Below are 20,742 nucleotides of genomic sequence, written 5' to 3'. Positions count from 1 at the left end.
CCCGGGGGCGGCCGGTTCAGCCGACCGCGTGGGCGGCGGCCTCGGCGGGCAGTTCGTGAGCGAAGGAGCTACGCAGCGAGATCCCGGCGAAGTTACCGTCGATCTCGACGCTGCGCCAGATCCCGCCGCGCAGCGGCAGCAGTCGTTTGCTCGCGAGCGCGGTCTCCGCGACCAGCGGCGCCTGCGGGTGCGACGGCAGCGACCTCGGTACGGCCGCGGCCTCCAGTACGGTCCGCATCATCCACAGCGTGTTGCTGGCGGCCCGCGGCACCGCGTCCAGCTCGTACATCAGCACCTGGGCCAGTTGGAGGCTGACCACGAAGGCGTCCACCAGGGAGACCGACGGCTGGAGGGCGCCGTCGATGCCGTCACCGGTGTACGGGCCCGCGCCGTCGGCGGGGAAGTGCACATCGGCCCGCGCGGTGAGCGCGTCCATGTCGACCCGGACATTCCCGATCGCGTGCCGCCGTGCCTTGAACCCATCGCCGTAGAACCGCTGTTCGGCCGGGCCGAGGGCTTCGTCGAAGCTGGCGTAGCGGCGGGTCCCGGTCTCCCGGTCGCTGATGTCGTGCTCGATCCCGCAGCGCAGCCGCAGACTGCCGACGACACAGTCGTACGTGCTCAGACGGCGGCGCGGGGCGCCGGGGACGGGCGGCTCGCTCCTGACCGGCCGGGCCGACAGCGGAATGTCCCGCAGGTCCTCCTGGGGCTCGCCGCCGGCCCGCAGCACGACCTTGCGCAGCCGCATCCGGCGCTGGGCGGAGACGGAGAGCCGGTGGGCGTGGGTCAGATGGAGCTGGGCGAGCTGGACGCCGAGGACCAGGGCGTCGATGGTGCTCAGATGCGGCCGCAGATCGCCGTCGTCGTCCTTGCGCGACCAGTTGGCCGGGTAGTCGACGTCGACCACGGCGTGCGCGCCCGGTTCGGGGCCGTCGGCGGGACCGGCCTCGATGTCGCGGACCCGGTAGACCGCGCGCTGGTAGCCGCGGGCGAAGAAACGGGTCCGGCCGGGACCGAGGTAGTCGTCGATCGAGGGCAGCAGCAACTGCCGGCGGATCGGCATCGCTCACACCCCCGCCGCGGCCGCGAGAGCCCGCTCGTAGACGTCGACCAGGTCGCCGACCGTGCGCACATCGGCGATGGAGAGCGCTCCGGCGAAGGGGTCGACGCCGAGTTCGGCCTCCAGTTGCAGCAGCAACTGGGCGAGCATCAGGGAGTTCAGGCCGCTGTCGAGCAGTGCGTCCTGCGGTGAGATCGGCTCGTCGTCGCTGAGCAGGACCGCGCGGATCTCGCGCTCGACGACCTCCTGGACGTTCTTGCCCTCTAGCATGTGATGCCTCCGTCGATGACGAGTGACTGTCCGGTGATGAAGCGTGCGGCGGGCGAGGCGAGGTAGAGGACCGCGTCGGCCACCTCCTCCGCGGTTCCCAGCCGGCCCAGCGGCGTACGGCGCTGAATCCGCTCGCGGTTGTGCGCGGTGACGGTCGCCGTCATGTCGCTGTCGAAGAAGCCGGGCGTCAGGGTGTTGACGCGGATGTTCATCGGGCCCAGCTCCCTGGCCAGGGTGCGGCTGAGCCCTTCCAGGCCGGCCTTGGCGGCCGCGTAGGGGGCCACCCCCCGGTAGCTGCGGATGGCGTTGATGGACGAGATGTTGACGATGACGCCGCCACCGCCGCGCATCATCAGCCGCGCGCAGGTCTGGCACAGGTGCAGCGGCGCGAGGAGGTTGCTGGCGATCAGGTCGTTGATGCGCTGGGGAGCGGTGGTCAGGAAGAGTTCCTGGTGGAGCACGCCCGCGTTGTTGATCAGCAGGTCGACCCGGCCGAAGGCGCGGTCGACGGAGGCGGCGAACGCCCGTACGGCGTGCACGTCGTTCAGGTCCACGGCGGACCAGTGGAAGGCGTCGGGGTGGGCCGCGGCGGCCGCCTCGGTGAAGTCGTTGGCGGTCCGGCTGAAGGTCGCCACCCGCCAGCCCTGGGCCAGCAGCCGTTCGGTCAGCACCCGGCCGAGGCCGCGGCTGCCGCCGCTGATGACGGCGACCCGGCCGGCGCCGGCGGCCTCCTGGACCGAGCCGCCCACGCCCTCGTGGACCGACCCGCCCGCGCCCTCCTGAACCGAGCCGGGAACCTCCCGGACAGCGCCACCGGAAGCCTCGCGCACCTCACCGCCGCCGACGGCCTCGTGAGCCGTCGGACCGGCGGCGTCCTCGGCGGCCGGGGCCGTGGTACGGCCCGGGCCGGGTTGTGCCGCGGTCGTCATGCGGCGCTCCTGATCTTCTTGAAGCGGTCGGAGTGCTGGTCGTCCTCGGAGATCTCGACCACGACCGGCACCTTGAAGGGCTCAAGACGGCTCCGGCAGTAGGCCCGTACCTGCCGGGCCACCTCGCGCGCGTCGGCGGGCCCGGCGGACCCGTCGGCGGGCGGCTGGAGTTTGAGGGTGGCCATGACGACCTGCCCGGTGACATGGCTGGGCCGGCCGGCGACGGTGACGTCCGCGACGAAGGGCAGTTCGAGCAGGACGTTCTCGACCTCGCTGGGGTAGACCTTCTCCCCCGCGACGTTGATGATCTCGGAGGTACGGCCGAGGATGCGGACCCAGTCGCCGTCGGTCTCCACCTGGTCCTGGGTGTTGAAGTAGCCCTTGTCGTCGAAGGGCGCGGGCGCGTTGAGATAGCCGAGCATCGCCATGTCGGAGCGGATCCACAGGATGCCGTCGCGGATCTCGTAGTCGAAGCCCGCGCCGCCGAGCTTGACCCACAGGCTGTCGTTGTCACGGGACTTGGTGGGCAGGATGCCCAACTCGGAGAGTCCGTAGGTCTGCTTGAGCCGCACCTCGGGCAATTCGGTACTCAGCCGCTGGAGTATCCGCTGCGGCATGGGCTCGGTGCCGTAGGTGACCAGTCGCAGCGAACTGAGGTCGTGGCGGCGGTGGGCGCCCGAGATCAGCAGCATGTTGAGGAAGGTGGGCGTGGTGGGCAGCACCTCGACCCGGTGCCGGGCGACGGCCGCGCACACCGTGTCGGGGGTGCGCTCGGCGAGGGTGATCAGGGCGCCGCCCTGGCTGAAGGTGTGCAGCAGGGTGTTGATGCCGCCGATGTGGTCGAGGTTGAGGAAGCCCGCGGTGCGCCGGGGGCGGCTGGCGGGACCGTAACCGGCCAGAATCCGGGTGAAGTCCAGCACCGTGGCCTTGCTGCGGCCGGTCGTGCCGGAGCTGAAGAGCACCAGGCCGGGGGTTCCGCGCGAGCGCAGGGCGGCGTAGTGCGGGTGTTCTGCGGTACGGCCGGTGGTGGTGAGGGAACGTTCCTGCGTGTCGGTGTCGATGGTGATCACCGTCTCGACCTCGGCCACCTCGTGGAACTCGGCGCGCTTGGCGGCGGGCAGCGGGGTCAGCGGGACGGCGATCGCCGCCCGGCCGATCAGGGCCAGCAGCCCGGCGCAGGCGTCGACGCTGCTCACCCCCTCCAGAGCCACCACCTGGCCGGGGCCCACCTGGTGACGGTCGAGGAAACCCGTCCACCGGGCGGTGCGTTCCAGCAGATCGGCGTAGCTGTAGCCGGTGCCGTTGAAGACGATCGCGTCGGCCGCACCGAAACCGTGCATGCGGTCAAAGAACCAGGCGGTCATGCGCTCTCCGGGACCTCGTCGGGGACAGATCGGAACGAGCTGGGACGACCCCGGTGCGGCAGGGGCAGTGCGGGCGGGGGCGGCAGCACGCCGGGCAGTTGTCGCCAGCCGTGCATCCGCGCCATGGCGCGCAGGGTGGCGTCCCCGCCGACCACCACGGCCGAGCCGGTCGTCTTGAGCATGGGCAGATCGGAGATGTGGTCGCCGTAGGAGACGCAACTGTCGAGGGCGGCCCCGCGCTCCGCGGCGACACCGCGTACGGCGTCGGCCTTCGCGTCGCCGATCATCGGGGGGCCGGTGAGCCGACCGGTGTAGCGGCCGTGCGTGACCTCCGGTTCGGAGCACCACACCTCGTCCACGCCCAGGTCGGCGGCGATCAGATGCAGCGGGGCCGGGAAGGACCCGGACACCAGTACGGTGTGGTCGCCGTCGGCCCGGTGCCGGCGCAGCGCGGCCAGCGCGGGCTCGTGATAGAAGCCGCGGGTGCTCAGCTCCGCGGCGAACCACTGGCCGGCCAGCGCGGCCACCAACCCGGCGGGGGCTCCGGCGAGTTGGGCGTAGTACGCGCGGTTGGTGGTCTCGCGGGAGCAGCCCAGGGCCGTCATCGCCTTGAGCAGCTGCCGCTGTTCCTCGTACTCGCGCGGCGGCCGGCCGGTGGCGGCGAGGTAGTAGCGCAGAAAGCGGAACATGCTCGCCGAGGTGGTCAGGGTGCCGTCCACGTCGAAGAACGCCACACGGGTGCGGTTCATCCGGATACCTCCCGGGCGGATACGGGGATGCGGGCGGCGGTGCGGGGCTGTACGAACAGCGGGCGCACGAGCGGGCCGTACGAACAGCGGCCGTACGAGCGGGCCCTACGAACAGCGGCCGGTTGCCCAGGCGTACGCGCCCTGGGCAACCCGCCGTGCCCGCCCGGTCAGTAGCGCAGCGCGTAGGCCAGCCGCTTGCTGAAGGACTTCTTGCGCCGGGCCTCGTGATAGGCGAGGTTGCTCTGAAGGTCCTCGATGTCGGCCTTGACCCGCCGCTCCGCCTCGGCGATGGCCTCGGGGATGGGGACGACCAGCGGCAGGTCGAAGATCTTGACGATCTGCTCGATCCGGTCGGGGACGGAGCCGCCGACGACGCGGTAGGGGACCTTCATGTCCTCCAGCGCCCCGATGATCAGCTCGTCCGACAGCCGGCGGAACTCCTCGGAGACCGGGCGGTGTCCGTCCCGGTCCATGTCGAACTCGACCGGCAGATGCACATAGGTGTCGTACGTCCGGGCCGCGCGGCTGCGGGTGATCTCGCCCAGGGTGTCGGTGTAGCGCTGGTAGAAGTGCTTGACCGGCAGGCCCATGGCCTTCTTGACCTGCTGGAACCACCACGGCATACCGGGGTTGATGCCGACCCGCATCCGGGCCTCGAAGTAGACCCACTCGTGGAACACGCCGCCGTCGGAGATGAAGGCGCCGCTGCCGGACTCGTTGTGGACGCGCTCCTCGAAGCGGCGCAGACCGAGCTTGACCAGTTCCATCGCGTTGAGCTCCATGACCGTCTTGCCGGGGACGAGGTCGATGAGCAGCTCACGGGAGGTCTTCGCGTGCGTCCGGGGGATGCCCGTCGCGATCGAGAGGGACTCGGTCGTGGTCGACTTCCCCGACGAGTACGTGCCGAGTATGGCCAGCTTCAGGTCGGGCTTGTCACTGAACTTGGGAACTTCCAGTTGCATGGACCTCACCCTTCTGTGCGGCGGCGCTCCGCCGTCTGTGGTCGTGCCTCTTGGCGTGCTTCGGTGCAGCCGATCAGCGTCTTCGGTGCTCGGCTCGTACGTGCGGTCGGCCTCGCGCGGCCGGCCTCGCGCGGTCGGCGGGATGGCGCCGGCCCGGTGCGCCGCTCAGCCCTTGAACGCCGCCGCGACAGCCTTGTCGACGTCGGTGACGGCCGGCAGTCCGGAAATCGCCAGGATCTTTTCCAGCCGCTCTTCCGGCGTCCCGATCACGGTGTGGAAGGGCACTCCGGTTTCCTCGAGTGCCGGGATCAGCACTTCGTCGGAGAGCTTGCGGAAGTTCTCGTTGATCGGCCGGTTGTTCTCGGCCAGGTCGAACTCGATCGGCACGTAGTAGAAAGCGCTGTACGTGTTCTTCGCGTGGTGTTTCGCGAGCCGGCCGATGTTGTCCGCGACGTCTTCGGCGACCAGCGTGGCCTCGCTGCGGAAACGACTGTCGACGGACTGGTCGGTGGCCGGATTCGGCCCCGTCACCAGCCGCAGCTTGGCGAATATCCACTCGTGGATGATGGAGCCGTCGGAGATGAATCCGTCCGGGTGGGCGGCCTCGTTGAGGACCCGCTCGGCGTAGCGCTTGACGGTCAACTGGAGCAGTTCGCCCGCAGTCCAGTCCCAGATGGGCTTGTCCTCGCCTCCGATCGGATTGCGCATGGCCGTTCCCTGCGTGTACGGAAGGCCGGTCAATTCGGAGAGCGCCCTGGAAAGGACGGTCTTCCCTGATCCGTAGGCGCCGACGATGGCGATGTTCTGACTCATGGGGAAAGCATCACAGACTCTGCCGTATTTCCCCAGACTCCGCTGTCACCGCCGTCGGCGGCCCCATCGCCGGGAATACTATTGCTGTCACCACCAAGCGGATGTCCGCGAGGGAAAAGGAAATAGTCCGGCTCCCTGGTTTCGGGGCCGGACCATTTCCTGTTCGATATTCAACCACACGGGCCGAGGTTATGGGGTGGTGTCGAGCGGTTCCCATACGGCGTCGGGCCCCTGCCCGGTGACGCGGCCGAAGTGGACGTCCGCGAAGTGGTTGGCGAAGGCCCAGGTGTCCGGGCGGGTCAGCTCCTCCAGCGTCCGCCGCCGGGCGGCGACGGCCTGCTCGGGCAGCGCGTCGACCGACACCGGCCAGTCGGGGTGGGCGAGTTGGGCCGGGCTGTGGAAGACGTCGCCGAACGCGATGAGCCGTTGACCTCCCGAGGAGAGCACATAGGAGGTGTGCCCGTGGGTGTGTCCCGGGGTGACCCACGCGGTGACGCCGGGGAAGATCTCCTCGCCGGTGGCCGCCCGTACGGTGGGCACGGTGAAGCCGGGCGGCCGGGTCCAGCCGGCCCACTCCTCGCCGGAGGCCACAAAGGTCGCCCCGGTGAACGGGGTGGCCTTGTCCGGGCCCGCGCCGAAGGCCCAGCCGACATGGTCGTCGTGGAGATGGGTGAAGGCGACGGTGTCGATGCTGGAGGGTTCGCGCCCGGCCTCCTTGAGCGAGGTCAGCAGCCGTCCCCCGGTCAGATCGCCGATCGGCGGGATCGTACGGGCGGCGGGGATGTGCTGCGGCCCGAAGCCGGCGTCGATCAGCAGGGCCCGGTCGCCGTGCTCCACGAGCAGGGCGGACACCGATGTGGCGAGGAAGCCTTGACTGTCGAGCAGCGCGCCGCCCTCACCGGTCCAGTGCTCGGGCGGGGAGCCGGGCAGCCACAGGTTCGGGTCGAGCTGGACGGTTCCGTCGGGGATCACGGTGAGGGTGAGGTCCCCGAGCCGCAGGGATCGCGGCGAGGTGGCGGGGGTGTTGAACCGCGTGGCAGGCGGCATGACGTCCTTTCGAGGTCCGGTGGAGCGTACGCGGCGGCGGTCCGGCCGCCACCGCGGGTCGTACGGTCGGGCGCGGGTCGTACGCGCGCCCCCGGGTCACGCCCGGGTCGTACGGTCGGGCGCGGGTCGTACGGGCACGCCCACCCGCCCGTACGGGAAGGCACCGGCGCGGCCCGCGTGGGAGGAACACGGGCCGCGCCGGGGTCGTTCGGTCAGCCGGGGGTCACGCGTCGGACCCGACCGCCGGGACCGGCACCGCTTCCGCCGCGGGGACCGATTCGAGCCGGGCCTTGGGCTGCTTGGGCAGCGCGAGCGCCAGCACGATGGTGAGCAGGATCAGCCCGGCCGAGGTGTACGTGGCCGCCTGGAGGCCGTCCGAGAACTTGACCTTCCCGGAGCCGCCTGCCGAGTTGACCACCGCGACCAGTACTGCGAGGCCGACCGCCGCGCCGACCTGCTGGCCGCTGGTGGCGAGTCCGGAGGCCAGACCCTGGAACTCCGCGTCGACGCCCGCGGTCGCGGCCGCGTACATCGCGGTGAAGACCACGCCCTGGGCGAGGCTGAAGACGATGATGCCGGGGCTCATCTGGAGGAAGCTGTTGTCGCTGTTGAGGAAGAGGGCGAACAGCACGGTGCCCGCGGAGCCCACCACCAGGGAGATGACCAGGGTGGCGCGCACCCCTATGGCGGTGGACATCTTGCCGCCGATGATGACGCCGATCAGCACGCAGGAGCAGGGCAGGATGAACGCCAGACCGGTGGACAGCGCGTCCCAGCCGCGGACCTTCTGGAGCGCCAGGGTGAGGAAGTAGGCGCTCGAACCGAAGGTGGCCATGAACATGAAGGTGACCAGGCTGCCGAAGCGCAGGCTGCGGTAGGAGAAGACACGCAGCGGGACCAGCGGGTCGGGGTTGCGCGACTCGGCGAAGACGAACAGGCCGATCAGCACCACCGCGGCCGCGAAGGCGAGCAGTGTCTCCGCCGAGGTCCAGCCCGAGTCCGGGCCCTGGACCAGGCCGAAGACCAGCAGCAGCGCGCCGCCGGTGACGGTGACCGCGCCCGGCAGGTCGAACCCGCGGCGGCGCTCGGTCGGCTGGTCGGCCGGGACCATGCGCAGCGCGAGCAGGCCGACGCCGACCGCGAGCGGCACGTTGACGAAGAAGATCGCGGCCCAGCCGAACGCCTGGGTCAGCACACCGCCGAGCAGGGAGCCGAGCACCATGCCGCTGCTGCCCGCCGCGCCCCAGACGCTCAGCGCGCGGTTGCGCTCGCGTCCCTCGGCGAACATCGTCGTGATCAGCGACAGTGTCGCCGGGGCGAGGATCGCGCCGCCCAGGCCCTGGACCGCGCGGGCCGCCACCAGCAGCCCGGGGCTCTGCGCAAGACCGCCGGCCACCGACGCGACCGCGTACAGGGCGAGGCCGGACAGGAAGAGCCGGCGGCGGCCGAGCAGGTCGGACAACCGGCCGCCCAGCAGCAGGAATCCGCCGAACGAGACGGCGTAGGCGCCGATCACCCACTGGAGCTGCTGGTCGGAGAAGCCCACGTCACGCCCGATGTCGGGCAGCGCGACGAAGACGATGCTGTAGTCCAGGGCGATGATCAGCTGCGCTAACGCCAGTGCGGCCAGGGTGAGGCCGGGATGGCGTGCGGAACCCGACGATGTCATGGCTGTCCTCTTTCGGATACGACGACGAGGGGTGGGGCCGACCCGGCAACCCGGCCTCGTGGTCCCACACCACTAGCTCACATATTACTAGCTCGAACTATCGGAATCGACGCTAGCGCCTACTGGGACCGGCATGCAAGAGAGGCACGAGTTCGAATATTATGAGTTGATACAAATCTGAACGGCCCCTGCCGTCGACAGCGCAGTAGCATGGCTGTATGGCGCACTCGAACCCCCCGGCGAAGCTGGCAGACGGCGAGGTATGCGGACTGGTCAACGCGCTGTCGCAGGCGATCGACCGGCACACGCGACGCGTCGCGGACCAGTTCGACCTCACGGCGGCTCAGGCGATCGCCCTGCGCGAGCTGCCCCGCCCCCGCACCCTGGGCGAGCTGGCCAAGCAGATGTCCTGCGAGGCACCGAACGCGACCTTCGTCGCCGACCGGCTCGAAGCCCTCGGTCTGCTCGAACGCAGACCGCACCCCACCGACCGGCGGGCCAAGCTGCTGCATCTGACCCCCCAGGGGGCCGCCGTGCGCAAGGAGCTGGTCAAACACCTCACCATCGACTCCCCGCTGGGGAAGCTCACGCAGGAGGAGCAGTTCGCGCTGCGCGACCTGCTGGCCCGCGCCACGGAATGAGCCCGTACGTGCGCACCACGCGAGGCGTACGCACGGCGGGGCGGCCGGGCCGGGCACCGCACACCGGTGTCAGCTCACCAGGGCGGTACGGCAGGCCGGTCGGGCGGTGCGCCGAGGGCGGGCACACTCCGCGGACGCGGCGGCCCAGCGGCTGAGCTTCTCCGCCGCGCACGCCGACTGGGGGCTGAGCAGGACCAGTTGCATACCGGAGCGCGGTGCGAAGTCCAGCGCGACCCGGGTCAGCGACAGCCGCCCCACCTCCGGGTGACACAGCACCTGGCCGACGCTCGACCCGTCGCTGACGTGGTGCTGGTCCCACAGTTGGGCGAAGACCGCGCTGAGATCCCGCAACTCGCCGATCAGCGCCTGGAGTCGGCGGTCCTCCAGGAACTCGCCGGTGGTCGCGCGGAATCGGGCCACCGCGTCGGCTGCCTCCTGGCGCCAGTACGGGAAGCGGTCGGCGGCGTCGGGCTGACCGAAGAGCGCCCTGAGGTAGTTCGGCCGGGCCCCGCCGAGGCCGAGCAGCCGTACCGCGGTGCTGTTGGCCGCGGCGATGTCCCAGTAACGGTCCAGGAAGTAGGCCGGGTTGGGCAGATAGTCCTCGACGATCCGCGAACCGAGCCGGAGGTCGTCCTCCAGCGGGAGACTCGGCCCGCACTGCGCCGCGTACCCGGCCAGCCGCATGACGTACAGCCGCTGGGCGTCGTCGAGGTCGAGCACCCCGGCGATGGCGGTGAGGATCTCCGGGGAGACGTTCTTCGCCCGGCCCTGCTCGATCCACGTGTACCAGGAGGCGCCGATACCCGCGAGCATCGCCACCTCCTCGCGGCGCAGCCCGGACAGCCGGCGCGAGCCGCCGCCGGGCAGCCCGACCTGCTGCGGGGTGACCTCGGCGCGTCGGGCGGCCAGAAAGCTGCCCAGCTCGGCGAACCTCAAGTCGGCGGGCTTCGGGGGCCGTTCCGTGGCCCCCGAAACCACTCTTCGCGCGGGGGATCCTGTGGCCACGCGGCTCTCCCCGCTCTTGTCGATCGACGGTAATGCGACGTCAGACACCGGAGTTCCCGTACCAGTCATCATGGTGCTCCTCCTCCGCGGCCGGCCGAGCGCCGCCCTGCCGGGCGCTGCTCATCGGCCAGCATAGAGAGCGTTCTCTTTTTTTTGAACCCGATAGAGAGTGATCACTATGTTTTTAACGCGGTGTTCACCGCCCGCGTACCTGGGCCGCCGCCCCTGAGCGCCGGCGGTGAACACCCGGGTGCGCACGCGCGAGTCGGCTCGGATACGCTCCCGGGCCAGCACCCGGCGCGCACCTCCGGGGGCTCCCGGAGCAACTGCCCGCCCGAAACCGCCGGTTCACGGCCGGAGCGCCGTTTCGCACCCGTCCGCGCGCCCGCGCGTGCGGAGAGTCGGCGAAACGCCTCAGCTCAACTGTGTACAACGATCGGATCGCGCTAAATAATAGCGAGCACTCTCTTTGTTTAATAGGGTCGAGCGGGTTCCGGTTCCCGCTCCTGGTCCCACCATGCCCGCCGGTCAGGAAGGTCAGAGCGTCTTGTCACATCTGCGCCACACCCCGGAGACACTGCGGGAGAGGCCGCCGCTTCGGCGCCTCTTCCGCATACGCGCGGTGGCGAGGAGGTGCTTTCGCTGAGCCAGGAACGAGCCGAGCGCACCCGGCACCGCCTTGTGCAGGCGGCCGCCACGGAGTTCTCCTGCCACGGCTACCAGGGCACCTCACTCGTCCGCATCAGCAAGGCGGCCGGGGTCACCATGGGGGCGCTGACCTTTCACTTCCCGGCCAAGGTGGATCTGGCGGACGCGGTGTACGCGGACGCCACGACGGCCGCGCGCGCCGCGGTCGAGCACGCCCACGCGAGCGGTGAACCGCCCTTGCAGACCGTCGTCAACATCACCCACGCGCTGTCCCGGCTGTTGCGCGAACAGGACACCGTACGGGCCGCCGTGCGCCTCGGCCGGGAGAACCGGCCGACCAAGGCCGATCTGAGCGACCTGTGGATGCCCCGGGTCCGCGGGCTGCTGCACCAGGCGCACGCGGACAAGGAGTTGCATCCGCACGCCACGCCCGACGTCGTGCTGGCGATGGTCGGCGCGCTCATCGCCGCTTTCGAACTGCTGGACTGCCCGCACCAGGTGGAGGGGTCGAACGGTCCGCCGCTGAGCGACGTGTGGAATCTGCTGATGCCGGCGGTGAGCGCGGGGGGTCACACCGTCCACCCGTACAGCACCACGCCGTAGGGGTGTCGGGCCGCCGCGCCGACGGCCCCCTCCCTCGACTGCCGTTGCCCAGGCGGCCGACGCGGCGCCTCAGTCGTCGTCGCCCGCGCGGCCGTGGACGAACTCCCGGTACCAGTCGGCCGCTTCCGCCACCCGCCGCAGCGCGGAGGGTCCCGGGTCGCACCGCGCGGCCCGCCACACGTCCTCGCTGCGGTACCAGTGGTCGCGGGCCAGGAGCGAGAACTGACGCTCGCTCACCACGCCCGGATTGGCGCGCAGTTGCTCCAGACACCGGTCCCACGGCAGGTCCCCCTCCGTGGGCAGGTCCCCCTCCGTGGGCGGGAGCACCCCGTGCGCCGCAAGCACGTCGAGCAGGTCGCCGGTGCTCACCGGTACGGGGTGGCTCGCGTGGTGCACCCCGGCGACCGGCTCGGCGGAGGTGGCGACGGCCGCGATCAGCCGGGCCAGGTCGTCGACGGCCACCACCGAGTGCAGCCCGGCGCCGCCCTCCCAGCGCGCGGGGACCCGCGCGACCAGCTCGGCCAGCGCCGGGACTACCCACCGGTCCCCGCGCCCGAGGACCAGCCCCGGCCGCAGCACGGTGCCGCCCGCCGCGCGGAACTCCCCCTCGGCCGCCAGCCGGCTGCGGCTGACCGCCGACACGGGCGCGGGCGCCACCTCGTCCACCTCGATACCGCGGTGCGGCCCCTCGCCGTAGACCGCCGCCGTGGAGAGCAGCACCAGCCGCCCGACGCCCGCCTCGGCGGCCTCGCGGACCAGCCGGGCGCTGCCGAGCTGATTGACCGTCCGGCAGCGCTCCTCGTCAGGGCCGATGTACGTGGCCGCGTGCACGACGACGTCCGCGCCCGCGCACACCCCGGCCAGCGAACCGGGCTCGGCCAGGTCGGCGGGTACGAACTCCACGGGCGCGGCGCCCTGTTGGGCGGGCGGTTCGGTACGGCCCACCACCCGTACCCGCAGCTCCGGCCGGGCGGTCAGCTCGCGCAGCACCGCCGAGCCGACGAAGCCGGTCGCGCCCGTCAGCACCACCGGACGCGCGCTCACTCCGCCACCACCGGGCGCGTAGCCGTCCCGGTCCCCGTCCGGCGTTCGCTCACGCCGGTCACGGTCCGGCCCCCGCTCATGTGGTCGCCTTGGGTCCCGCGGTCTCCAGGTCGAGGCGGGAGATCGCCTCGGGTTCCGCTATTCCGGGCAGTACGAACCGCCAGAGCGCGGCGACCTGTTCGGGCAGGTCCTCCCGCCCGGTCATGATCTGCGAGAGCAACTGCGTACCGCTGTAGGCGCCGACCAGCATCCGGGCGCAGGCCGCCTCGTCCACCTGCGGCAGCAGGTCGCCCTGTTCGCGCGCGGCCGTCAACTGCTCGGTGAAGCGGTCGATCCACCACTGGTAGGCCGTGCCGTCCTGCATGCCGAAGGCGCCCTGCTCCACCGCGAGACGTACCCCTGCTCGCAGTAAAACGTCGGTGCGCAGCTGGTGGGCCACGTCCATCGAGATCTCCACCAGCCGCTGGAGGCCGTCGCGGCCGGGCTCGAAGATCATGTCGGCCGCCTGGTCCGCCATGACGGCCTGGGCGAGGGCTTCCTTGGACGGGAAGTGGAAGTACATCGCGCCCATCGTCGTGCCCGCCCGCTGAATGATCTTGCTGATGCTGGCTCCCGCGAACCCGCACTCGTCGAACACCTCAGCCGCCGCACGAACGATCGCCGCCCGCGTCTTGATCGCACGCTCCTGCCGCCGCGCCATCCAGCCTCTCCGACTCTCCCCGGAAACCAAAACCAAACAGAACCCTCTCTACTCTATTGATCCGGCCTCATCACGCCAGGGACCGCACGGAACCGGCCGACGGCGCGGTCTTGACGCTTTACAAAAAAAACGAACACTCTCTATTTTATGAGGGCCGGGTTCTGGCCAGGTCGCAGCACCCGGGTCGCCACCGCACTGAGCACGTCCCCTTGCGCGTCATCCCACGACGTCTTACGGAGACACTCATATGGCTCTCTTCGCTCCTGACCTTCCCGCCGCCCTCCCCGTCGCGGCCGGGCACACCCACAAGGCCGCCCCGGGTGAGATTCTTCTCACCGGCTGGTGCCCGCTCGGCGAGGACACCTTCACCGTGACCGCCCGGTGGCCCGCCGAGCACGCCTACTACGTCAACCGCCGTGGCGCGCACGACCCGTTGCTGGTCGCCGAGACCGTACGCCAGTGCATCCTGCTGCTCTCCCACGCCGCCTACGGCGTCCCCCTCGACCACCGGCAGATCTGGGACCGGCTGTCCCTCACCACCCACCCCGCGGCGCTGGCCGCCGACGGCCGGCCGGCCGTACTGCGGCTGCGGATCGTCTGCCGGGACGTCAGGCGCACCGGCGGCGTACTGCGCTCCGCCGCCCTGCACGCCGAGGCCGTCCGCGTACTCGACGGGTCCGAACAGCGTCTGGCCACCGCGCACACCCGCTTCACCAGCCACTCCCCCACCGTCTACCGGCGGCTGCGCGGCCCCTACGCCGATCTCGGCCCGGCGCTGGAGCGCGCGCTCCCGGTCCCGCTGCCGCTCGCGCCCGTACTCGTCGCCCGCGCCCGGCCCGACGACGTGGTGCTGGCCCCCACCCCCGTGCACCGGCGCTGGCAGCTGCGCTGCGACACCGCCCACCCGGTGCTCTTCGACCACCCGGTCGACCACGTGCCCGGGATGCTGCTGCTCGAAGCCGCCCGGCAGGCCGCGCACGCCTTCACCGGCGCGGCCGCGGCCCCGACCCGTATCGAGTGCGCCTTCGCCCGCTTCACCGAACTCGACACGCCCGCCTGGATCACCGCGGCCCGCCACCCGGACACCGACCGGACCCACCACGTCACCCGGGTCGCCGCCGGGCAGTTCGGCACGGACGTCGTGACCGCGACCGTCGTGAACCCCGCCGCCTGAGCGCTCCCCGGAAGACACGGAAGGGCCGCCGCCGCTCCCGCGCGAGGCGGGAACGGCGGCGGCCCCCTGGGGGTGTACGGGCGCTCAGCCCACGGACAGCGCGAACACGTGGAACCCGCTGTTGACCGGCAGCGTCACCGTGGCGACCGTCCTGGTCGGGTCGAGCGCGCCGCCGGTGGTGTAGAGGCTGACGGCGTGGTTGCCGAGCGTGTCACCGGGCGGACGGTTCCAGTTGGCGGTGGTGACCGCCAACTGGGCGTTGCCGCTGGCCTTGTTGCTGTACCAGTCGGGCAGGTCGACCGTGAGCCGCGCGGTGGTGCCGTCGGTGTACGTCACCGTGACGGTCCCCGACTGCGCGGCCCCGATGCCCGTGCCCAGCAGCCCGAGCCGGGAGCCCTGCCCATGGACGCGGATCACCTGCCCTGCGGCCGCGATGTTGTCCGGGTCGCCGGGCCGGGTGTCGGGCCAGAGGTACGGCAGCCCGTTCGCGGTCACCGTGGCGCCCGGGGTGTAGCCGACCGCCGCGAGCTGCGTCGCGGACAGGCTGTAGCCGCCCGGGTCCAGCTTCCCGGTGGACGGGTCGCTGTCGGCGCTGATGCCCGTGTTGTTGTACGCGGCCGCCGTGGTCGCGTACGGCACGGTGGTCGTCGCGTCGGCGGTACGGCTCTGCCGCCCGTCGAGGACGTAGTCCGCCCGCGCGGTCAGCGTGGCGTCGCCCGCCGGGGCGGACGCGGGGGCCTTGACGGTCCACGACGCGCCGACCGACGTGTGCGCCTTGACGCTCGTGACGGTGGTCCTGCTCCCCGGCGCGGGCGCCGCCGTCCAGCCCTTGGGCACGGTCAGCCCGAGCCGCAGCCCGGTGACGGTGTGGTCGCCGGTGTTGGTGAAGGTGGTCTTCACGGTCTGGGTCGTGCCCGCGTCCGTGGTCGCCGCGGCGGACAGGGCGACGTACTGCGCGCCGACCGTCTTCGTCACGGTCACCGACCCGGCGAGCGCGGTGTCGGCGGCCGACCGGCCGACATAGACGGGGTAACGGCCCTTGAGGACCGTCCAGTCGTGGGCGTCGGTGTCCCACACCCGCAGGTCGTCCTGGGTCAGGGTGAGCCGTACGGTCCTGGTGCGGCCGGGGGCCAACTCCACCTTGGCGAACGCCTTGAGCGCCTTGGGCGGTTCGCCCGAGCCGGCCGGGTGGCCGAGGTAGACCTGCACCACGTCCGTGCCGGTGCGCCGGCCGGTGTTGGTCACGTCGACCGACACGGTGACCTTGGCGCTTCCGCGAGTGGTCGCGTCGATCCGCTCCGGGCTCACCTTGAGGTGGGACTGCCGGAAGGTGGTGTACGACAGGCCGTAGCCGAAGGGGAACAGCGGGGTCTGCCCCTCCTGGTCGTACCAGCGGTAGCCGACGTCCAGGCCCTCGCTGTAGTCGTAGACGCCGTTCACGGCCGGGTAGCGGCCGGGGGCAGCCGCGGTCGCGGTCTGGGTGTCGCTCGCGGGGAAGCTGACCGGCAGCCGGCCGCCCGGTTCCGCGTCCCCGGTGAGCAGGGCGGCGAGCGCGTTGCCGTCCTCCTGGCCCGGGTACCACATGTCGAGCACCGCGGGGACCTGGGAGAGCCACGGCATGAGCACGGGGGCCCCCGCGCGGACCACGACGACGGTCCGGGGGTTGGCCGCGGCGACCGCGCCGATCAGGGCGTCCTCGTTGCCCGGCAGCGCCAGCGTCGTACGGTCCGAGCCCTCGCTCGACGAGTCGCCCACCACGACGACCGCGACATCGGCCTTGGCCGCGGCCTCGGCGGCCGCCGTCAGGCTCGGGTCGGGCACGCCCGGGGCGGTCCAGCCCACGCTGACCGAGGCGTTCTGCGCGTTGTCGTAGAACTCCACCCGCAGGGCGTGCGGTTGGCCTGCGGTCAGCTGGACCGGGGTGCTCTTGACCGTCGAGGCGGCGTGGTCGGACCAGTTGTCGACGATCAGCTTGTCGTCGAGGTAGATCCGGCTGCCGTCGTCACTGGTCGCGGAGAAGGTGTAGGCGGCCGTGGCCGGGGCGGTGACCGTACCGGTCCAGCGCGCCGAGAAGCCGTCCACGGGGATGCTCGGGTCCGGGGAGCCGAGCACCCAGTCGAAGTCGATGTCCGGGTCGTCACGGGTGAGCGCGGGGGTGCCGGAGAGCGTCTTGTTGGCGAAGTACTCGCCCTTGAGACCGCTCAGCGCGGAGGCCGGGATCGCCGGGAAGCCGCTGCCCTGACCGGCCTTGACCGAGGTGACGGCGACCTTGCCGCCCAGCCGGGCCCTGAGCCCCGCCACCGGGTCGACCGTCGTGTACGGGGTGACGGCGGAGCTGCCCCCGCCGCCGGTCACGGCCGTGTCGGCGTTGGGGCCGATGACGGCGACCGAGGTCAGCTTCTTGGTGTCGAGCGGGAGCAGCGACCTGTCGTTCTTGAGCAGGACGCTGCCGTCCTCGGCCGCCTCGCGGGCGAAGGCGCTGTCCTTGCCGTAGTCGGCGGTGTGCGCGGTCCTCGGGTCGAACTGGCCGGTGCGGAACTCCAGTCGGAGGATACGGCGGGCCGCGTCGTCCAGTACGGACTGCGGGACCTGTCCGGCGGCGACCGCGGCAGGGAGTTGCTGGAAGTACGTCGTGCCGCTGAACTCCTGGTCGAGGCCCGCCAGCGCGGAGGCGACCGTGCTGTGGTTGGCGGGGTAGTCGGTGTCGACCACTCCGTCGAACTTCCAGGTGTCGATGAGCACGTCCCGCAGGATCTGCGCGTTCTCGCACGCGTAGGTGCCGTTGACCTTGTTGTACGCGCACATCACGGACCACACGCCGGCGTCCTTGACCGCGGCCTCGAAGGCGGGCAGATAGATCTCGTGCAGGGTCCGCTCGTCGATGTCCGAACTGGACGTCATCCGGGCGTTCTCCTGGTTGTTGCCCGCGTAGTGCTTGACCTGCGCGGCGACTCCCTGGGCCTGGATGCCCCTGATCTCCGAGGCGCCGATCTCCCCGGCCAGCGCCGGGTCCTCGCCGAGCGTCTCGAAGTCGCGGCCGCCCAGCGGGGTGCGCACGATGTTCACCATGGGGCCGTAGACGACCTGGTAGCCGCGGGACCTGGCCTCGGTGCCCAGCACCGTGCCGTAGCGGCGGGCGAGTTCGGTGTCGAAGGACGCGGCCAGCGAGACCGGCGAGGGCAGTGCGGTGGCGGGCTCGCCGTCCCGTACGCCGCCGGGTCCGTCGGTGAAGGCCAGCCCCGGTACGCCGAGCCGGTCGATCCCGGGTATCCAGCCGGTGGCGTGCGAGCCGCTGGGCCGGTCCACCGACGTCATGAGCGACGCCTTCTCGGGGTTGGTCAGCTGCTTGAGCAGCAGGTCGACCCGTTTCTCCAGCGGCAGTCGGGTGTTGAGCCAGGGCCGGGCGGCGGAGCCGCCGCCGTCGCCGCCGGGACTTCCGGAAACGATTCCGGCGGCTGCCGGAACTGCCAGGGGTACGGCCAGAGCGGCGGCTGCGGCCGCGGCGACCGCGAGGCGGGCCATGCGCATACGGGGTTCTCCCATGGGGGTGCGGATGCGGGCGGGACCGAGGAGACGCGGAGGATCTTCTGCGAACAGCGTCTGGCAGTCTCCGCCCGCCCCTCCCGACCGTCAACCACCCGCACACATCGGTCACGGCTGATCCGCGGGTACGGGTGGCCCCGCGCGGCGGACGGCGGGGCCACCTTCGGTCGAGATGACGTGGCGTCAGATCGCCGGGACCTGCACCCAGAAGCGGGTGTCGTTCGTGAGGTTGGCGGAGTTGTTGTTGATCTGGGTCTGAATCCAGTAGACGGCGTTCTTGTAGTTGTTGATGTCGGTCGTGTTCGGGTTGCTCAGGCCCGAGGAGCCGTTGCGGTGACCGGCGAACCAGGTGTTGATGCCGTAGTGGTTCTGGCTCTGGTGGAGGCAGTTGACGTCCGAGCTGAGGTTGCTGTTGAGGGCGGCGCCGTTGTTCCACTGGCTCGCGCTCTGACCGGAGAACTGGCTGCACGCGGCCCGCAGCATCATCCAGTTCTGCTTGAAGATGCCGAAGTTGGCGGCGTCGCCGGTCTTGTTGTCGCCGTAGGCGTAGTTGCTGTTCATGGTGTCGGTCTCCAGCATGGCGACGGCGAGGTCGAGCGAGTTGCCGCCCGCGTTGCGCACCTGCTGCTTGCGGGAGCCGAGGCCGCTGACGGTGTACGAGCCGCAGGTCGCGCCGGAGGGACATGCCGTGGTGCCGCCCGAACCACCGGTCGTGCCACCGGAGTTGGAGCCACCCGTACTGGAGCCGGTGTCCGCGCGGCCGCCGCGTACGACGCAGGACTGGTTGTTCTCCCAGCCCCAGCCGTCCCCGTCGGGGTCACTGGCGCTGCCGTTCGCACAGTACGGGTAGCCGTTCGGCGCGTTCGCCGCGCTGGCCGTCGGGGCGTGCACCAGGGCGGCACCGATGAAGGCGAGCAGTGCGGACATCGCGAACATGAGCAGACGTTTCATGCTGCGGGTTCCCTTCGCGTGGGGGGAGGAACCGGAACACGGCGCGGCAGAATCCGGGCAGGGGCATGACAACGTTGTCGCAAGACTGTCGCCTGGCCCCTGCCCGGATTCCCCACCGCTGCCGTGCGTCGATGGAAGCACTGATCCGGTTCAGTGGTCAACGGTTTCCACACGACTCACCTCCACCACACACCCGCACCCACTCAAGTTAATCGGTTAACTTCCCGCCCCTCACCCGCCGACCCCCGGAGCGGTCAGGCGGGCGGGGTCGGCCGGGGTCGCGGCCGGCGGGACCGTACCGCCGGCCGCCTCGACGGCCCACGGGCCGCCCGTCGGCGACGCGCGGCCCGAACCGGCCCCGGGTCAGCGGGACTTGACGAGAGCGTCGAGGAGTTCCCGGGTCGTGGTGGTCTCGCCGAGCTTCGGGAAGATCCGGTCGACGCTGTTGGCGTGCGCGTCGGCGTCCGTGTCGGTCATCGCGTCCGTGGCCAGCACGACGTGGTAGCCGTGCTCGTACGCCGCGCGGGCGGTGGTCTCGACGCCGACGCTGGTCGAGACCCCGGCCAGCACCACCTGGGTGACGCCGAGTTCGCGCAGCCGCTCGTCCAGCGGCGTGCCGTGGAAGGCACCCCAGCGCTGCTTGGTCACCAGGATGTCGTCGGCCTGGGTGTCCAGTTCGTCGACGAGGTCGGCGAAGTCCGCCGGCGGGGTCTGCCCGGCGGGCCGGGCCCTGCCGGCCTCCGTACGGCCGGGGGCCCCGCCCGTGACGTTGACGAGCACAACGGGCAGCCCGTGCTCGCGGAACGCCCGGGCCAGGCTCGCCGCCTGCGCTACGACACCGTCGAAGGGGTGCACGGTCGGGTAGCCGCGCAGCCCCTTCTGCAGGTCGATGACGACGAGCGCGGGCTTCGGGTCGATCGTGGACAGGGTCATGGTGTGGGTGCCTCATTCTCTGGAACGTCGGAAACATCGGAACATCGGGAACGTGAAAGTCATGAAAGCCGGGACACCCGCGGGAACTTCGGGAGCCCGTGAGGGTCAGACGCTCCGGGCCAGCCGCTCGATCAGCGGTGCGGCCGCCGCCAGCCGGCCCAGCTCCTCGGGCGTGAAGCCGTCGGCCAGCGCCTCGGCCAGCTTCTCCACCCGGGCGTTCCGCCTGGTCCGCAGCACCTCGCGGCCCGCGTCGGTGACCGACAGGACCACCCGTCTGCCGTCCTGGGGATCGGGTTGCCGCGCCACCAGGCCGCGTGCCTCCAGCGCGGCGAACGTCGCCCCCATCGACTGCGGGCTGATCTGCTCAAGCTTCGCCAGCGCGCTCGACGTGGTCGGCCCCGACCGGTCCAGCCGCGCCAGCGCCGAGCTCTCGGGCATGGTCAGCCCGCCCTCGCCCTGCGTCTGCCGCACACGTCGGACCAGCTGCCTGATGCCCTCCAGCAGCAGTTGGGCGACGTCGTCCGGGTCGGGATCTTCGCTCATTTGCTAAGGCTATCTGATAAGGCTGCCTTAATATATCCCGACCCGCCGCCCAGCGGACGGCACCCGGCTCCGGCTCCGGTCCCGCAAGGGCCGC

19 protein-coding genes are annotated in these 20,742 nt (G+C 71.3%); 3 read left to right on the top strand and 16 right to left on the bottom strand.

Annotation, left to right across the window (positions count from 1 at the left end; genetic code table 11):
• Positions 1 to 16: 16 nt before the first annotated feature.
• The 9 genes from OHA30_RS24815 to OHA30_RS24775 form a co-directional block, all read right to left on the bottom strand.
• Positions 17 to 1,063: an AvrD family protein gene (locus OHA30_RS24815; RefSeq protein WP_328916083.1), complete on the bottom strand. Its 1,047-nt coding sequence runs from the start codon at positions 1,061 to 1,063 to the stop codon at positions 17 to 19.
• A gap of 3 nt (positions 1,064 to 1,066) precedes the next feature.
• The gene (locus tag OHA30_RS24810) at positions 1,067 to 1,330 is read right to left on the bottom strand and encodes a phosphopantetheine-binding protein (protein ID WP_328916082.1); all 264 of its coding nucleotides are present in this window, start codon (positions 1,328 to 1,330) and stop codon (positions 1,067 to 1,069) included.
• Positions 1,324 to 2,259, bottom strand: a complete 936-nt coding sequence (locus tag OHA30_RS24805) for an SDR family NAD(P)-dependent oxidoreductase (RefSeq protein WP_328916081.1) — start codon at positions 2,257 to 2,259, stop codon at positions 1,324 to 1,326. Before OHA30_RS24805 ends, OHA30_RS24810 begins: the two co-directional genes overlap by 7 nt.
• Complete coding sequence (locus OHA30_RS24800; protein ID WP_328916080.1) at positions 2,256 to 3,599, bottom strand: class I adenylate-forming enzyme family protein; 1,344 nt, start codon at positions 3,597 to 3,599, stop codon at positions 2,256 to 2,258. The genes OHA30_RS24805 and OHA30_RS24800 overlap by 4 nt, the downstream gene beginning before the upstream one ends.
• A gap of 20 nt (positions 3,600 to 3,619) precedes the next feature.
• A complete protein-coding gene (locus tag OHA30_RS24795) occupies positions 3,620 to 4,372 on the bottom strand; it encodes an HAD family hydrolase (protein WP_328916079.1) in 753 nt (250 codons plus the stop codon).
• 167 nt (positions 4,373 to 4,539) lie between these two features.
• Complete coding sequence (locus OHA30_RS24790; protein WP_328916078.1) at positions 4,540 to 5,334, bottom strand: AAA family ATPase; 795 nt, start codon at positions 5,332 to 5,334, stop codon at positions 4,540 to 4,542.
• A gap of 165 nt (positions 5,335 to 5,499) precedes the next feature.
• Entirely contained in the window at positions 5,500 to 6,147 is a 648-nt protein-coding gene (locus tag OHA30_RS24785; protein ID WP_328916077.1) for an AAA family ATPase, read from the bottom strand.
• Positions 6,148 to 6,336: 189 nt separating this feature from the next.
• Positions 6,337 to 7,194, bottom strand: coding sequence for an MBL fold metallo-hydrolase (locus OHA30_RS24780; protein ID WP_328916076.1), 858 nt, complete (start codon positions 7,192 to 7,194; stop codon positions 6,337 to 6,339).
• Positions 7,195 to 7,417: 223 nt separating this feature from the next.
• Entirely contained in the window at positions 7,418 to 8,863 is a 1,446-nt protein-coding gene (locus OHA30_RS24775) for an MFS transporter (RefSeq protein WP_328916075.1), read from the bottom strand.
• 218 nt (positions 8,864 to 9,081) lie between these two features.
• On the opposite strand from OHA30_RS24775, the gene OHA30_RS24770 reads away from it, so the two are divergent.
• Positions 9,082 to 9,504 (top strand): MarR family winged helix-turn-helix transcriptional regulator, encoded by a 423-nt coding sequence (locus tag OHA30_RS24770; RefSeq protein WP_328916074.1) that lies wholly within the window; start codon positions 9,082 to 9,084, stop codon positions 9,502 to 9,504.
• Between the two features lie 69 nt (positions 9,505 to 9,573).
• Here the strand turns inward: OHA30_RS24770 and OHA30_RS24765 are convergent, their stop codons facing one another.
• Positions 9,574 to 10,440, bottom strand: a complete 867-nt coding sequence (locus OHA30_RS24765; protein WP_328916073.1) for a helix-turn-helix transcriptional regulator — start codon at positions 10,438 to 10,440, stop codon at positions 9,574 to 9,576.
• A 702-nt stretch (positions 10,441 to 11,142) separates the two neighbouring features.
• Between OHA30_RS24765 and OHA30_RS24760 the strand changes: the two genes are divergently transcribed.
• The gene (locus tag OHA30_RS24760) at positions 11,143 to 11,760 is read left to right on the top strand and encodes a TetR family transcriptional regulator (RefSeq protein ID WP_328916072.1); all 618 of its coding nucleotides are present in this window, start codon (positions 11,143 to 11,145) and stop codon (positions 11,758 to 11,760) included.
• A gap of 69 nt (positions 11,761 to 11,829) precedes the next feature.
• On the opposite strand, the gene OHA30_RS24755 is transcribed toward OHA30_RS24760, so the two are convergent.
• Both OHA30_RS24755 and OHA30_RS24750 read right to left on the bottom strand, forming a co-directional pair.
• Positions 11,830 to 12,804, bottom strand: coding sequence for an NAD-dependent epimerase/dehydratase family protein (locus OHA30_RS24755; protein ID WP_328916071.1), 975 nt, complete (start codon positions 12,802 to 12,804; stop codon positions 11,830 to 11,832).
• A 76-nt stretch (positions 12,805 to 12,880) separates the two neighbouring features.
• Positions 12,881 to 13,504, bottom strand: coding sequence for a ScbR family autoregulator-binding transcription factor (locus OHA30_RS24750; protein ID WP_328916070.1), 624 nt, complete (start codon positions 13,502 to 13,504; stop codon positions 12,881 to 12,883).
• A 247-nt stretch (positions 13,505 to 13,751) separates the two neighbouring features.
• On the opposite strand from OHA30_RS24750, the gene OHA30_RS24745 reads away from it, so the two are divergent.
• Positions 13,752 to 14,678: a ScbA/BarX family gamma-butyrolactone biosynthesis protein gene (locus OHA30_RS24745; RefSeq protein WP_328916069.1), complete on the top strand. Its 927-nt coding sequence runs from the start codon at positions 13,752 to 13,754 to the stop codon at positions 14,676 to 14,678.
• An 84-nt stretch (positions 14,679 to 14,762) separates the two neighbouring features.
• Here the strand turns inward: OHA30_RS24745 and OHA30_RS24740 are convergent, their stop codons facing one another.
• From OHA30_RS24740 to OHA30_RS24725, 4 genes are all read right to left on the bottom strand, one after another.
• The gene (locus tag OHA30_RS24740) at positions 14,763 to 18,206 is read right to left on the bottom strand and encodes a glycoside hydrolase family 3 C-terminal domain-containing protein (protein ID WP_328916068.1); all 3,444 of its coding nucleotides are present in this window, start codon (positions 18,204 to 18,206) and stop codon (positions 14,763 to 14,765) included.
• A 198-nt stretch (positions 18,207 to 18,404) separates the two neighbouring features.
• A complete protein-coding gene (locus OHA30_RS24735; protein ID WP_328916067.1) occupies positions 18,405 to 19,172 on the bottom strand; it encodes a carbohydrate-binding domain-containing protein in 768 nt (255 codons plus the stop codon).
• Positions 19,173 to 19,535: 363 nt separating this feature from the next.
• Positions 19,536 to 20,105: an isochorismatase family protein gene (locus OHA30_RS24730; RefSeq protein ID WP_328916066.1), complete on the bottom strand. Its 570-nt coding sequence runs from the start codon at positions 20,103 to 20,105 to the stop codon at positions 19,536 to 19,538.
• 105 nt (positions 20,106 to 20,210) lie between these two features.
• Complete coding sequence (locus tag OHA30_RS24725; protein ID WP_328916065.1) at positions 20,211 to 20,648, bottom strand: MarR family winged helix-turn-helix transcriptional regulator; 438 nt, start codon at positions 20,646 to 20,648, stop codon at positions 20,211 to 20,213.
• Positions 20,649 to 20,742 lie beyond the last annotated feature (94 nt).

The sequence above is a fragment of the Streptomyces sp. NBC_00223 genome, from assembly GCF_036199905.1.
Classification (GTDB): domain Bacteria; phylum Actinomycetota; class Actinomycetes; order Streptomycetales; family Streptomycetaceae; genus Actinacidiphila.
The sequence above is the reverse complement of the archived record's forward strand: the minus strand, read 5'-3'. Positions and strand labels throughout refer to the sequence as shown.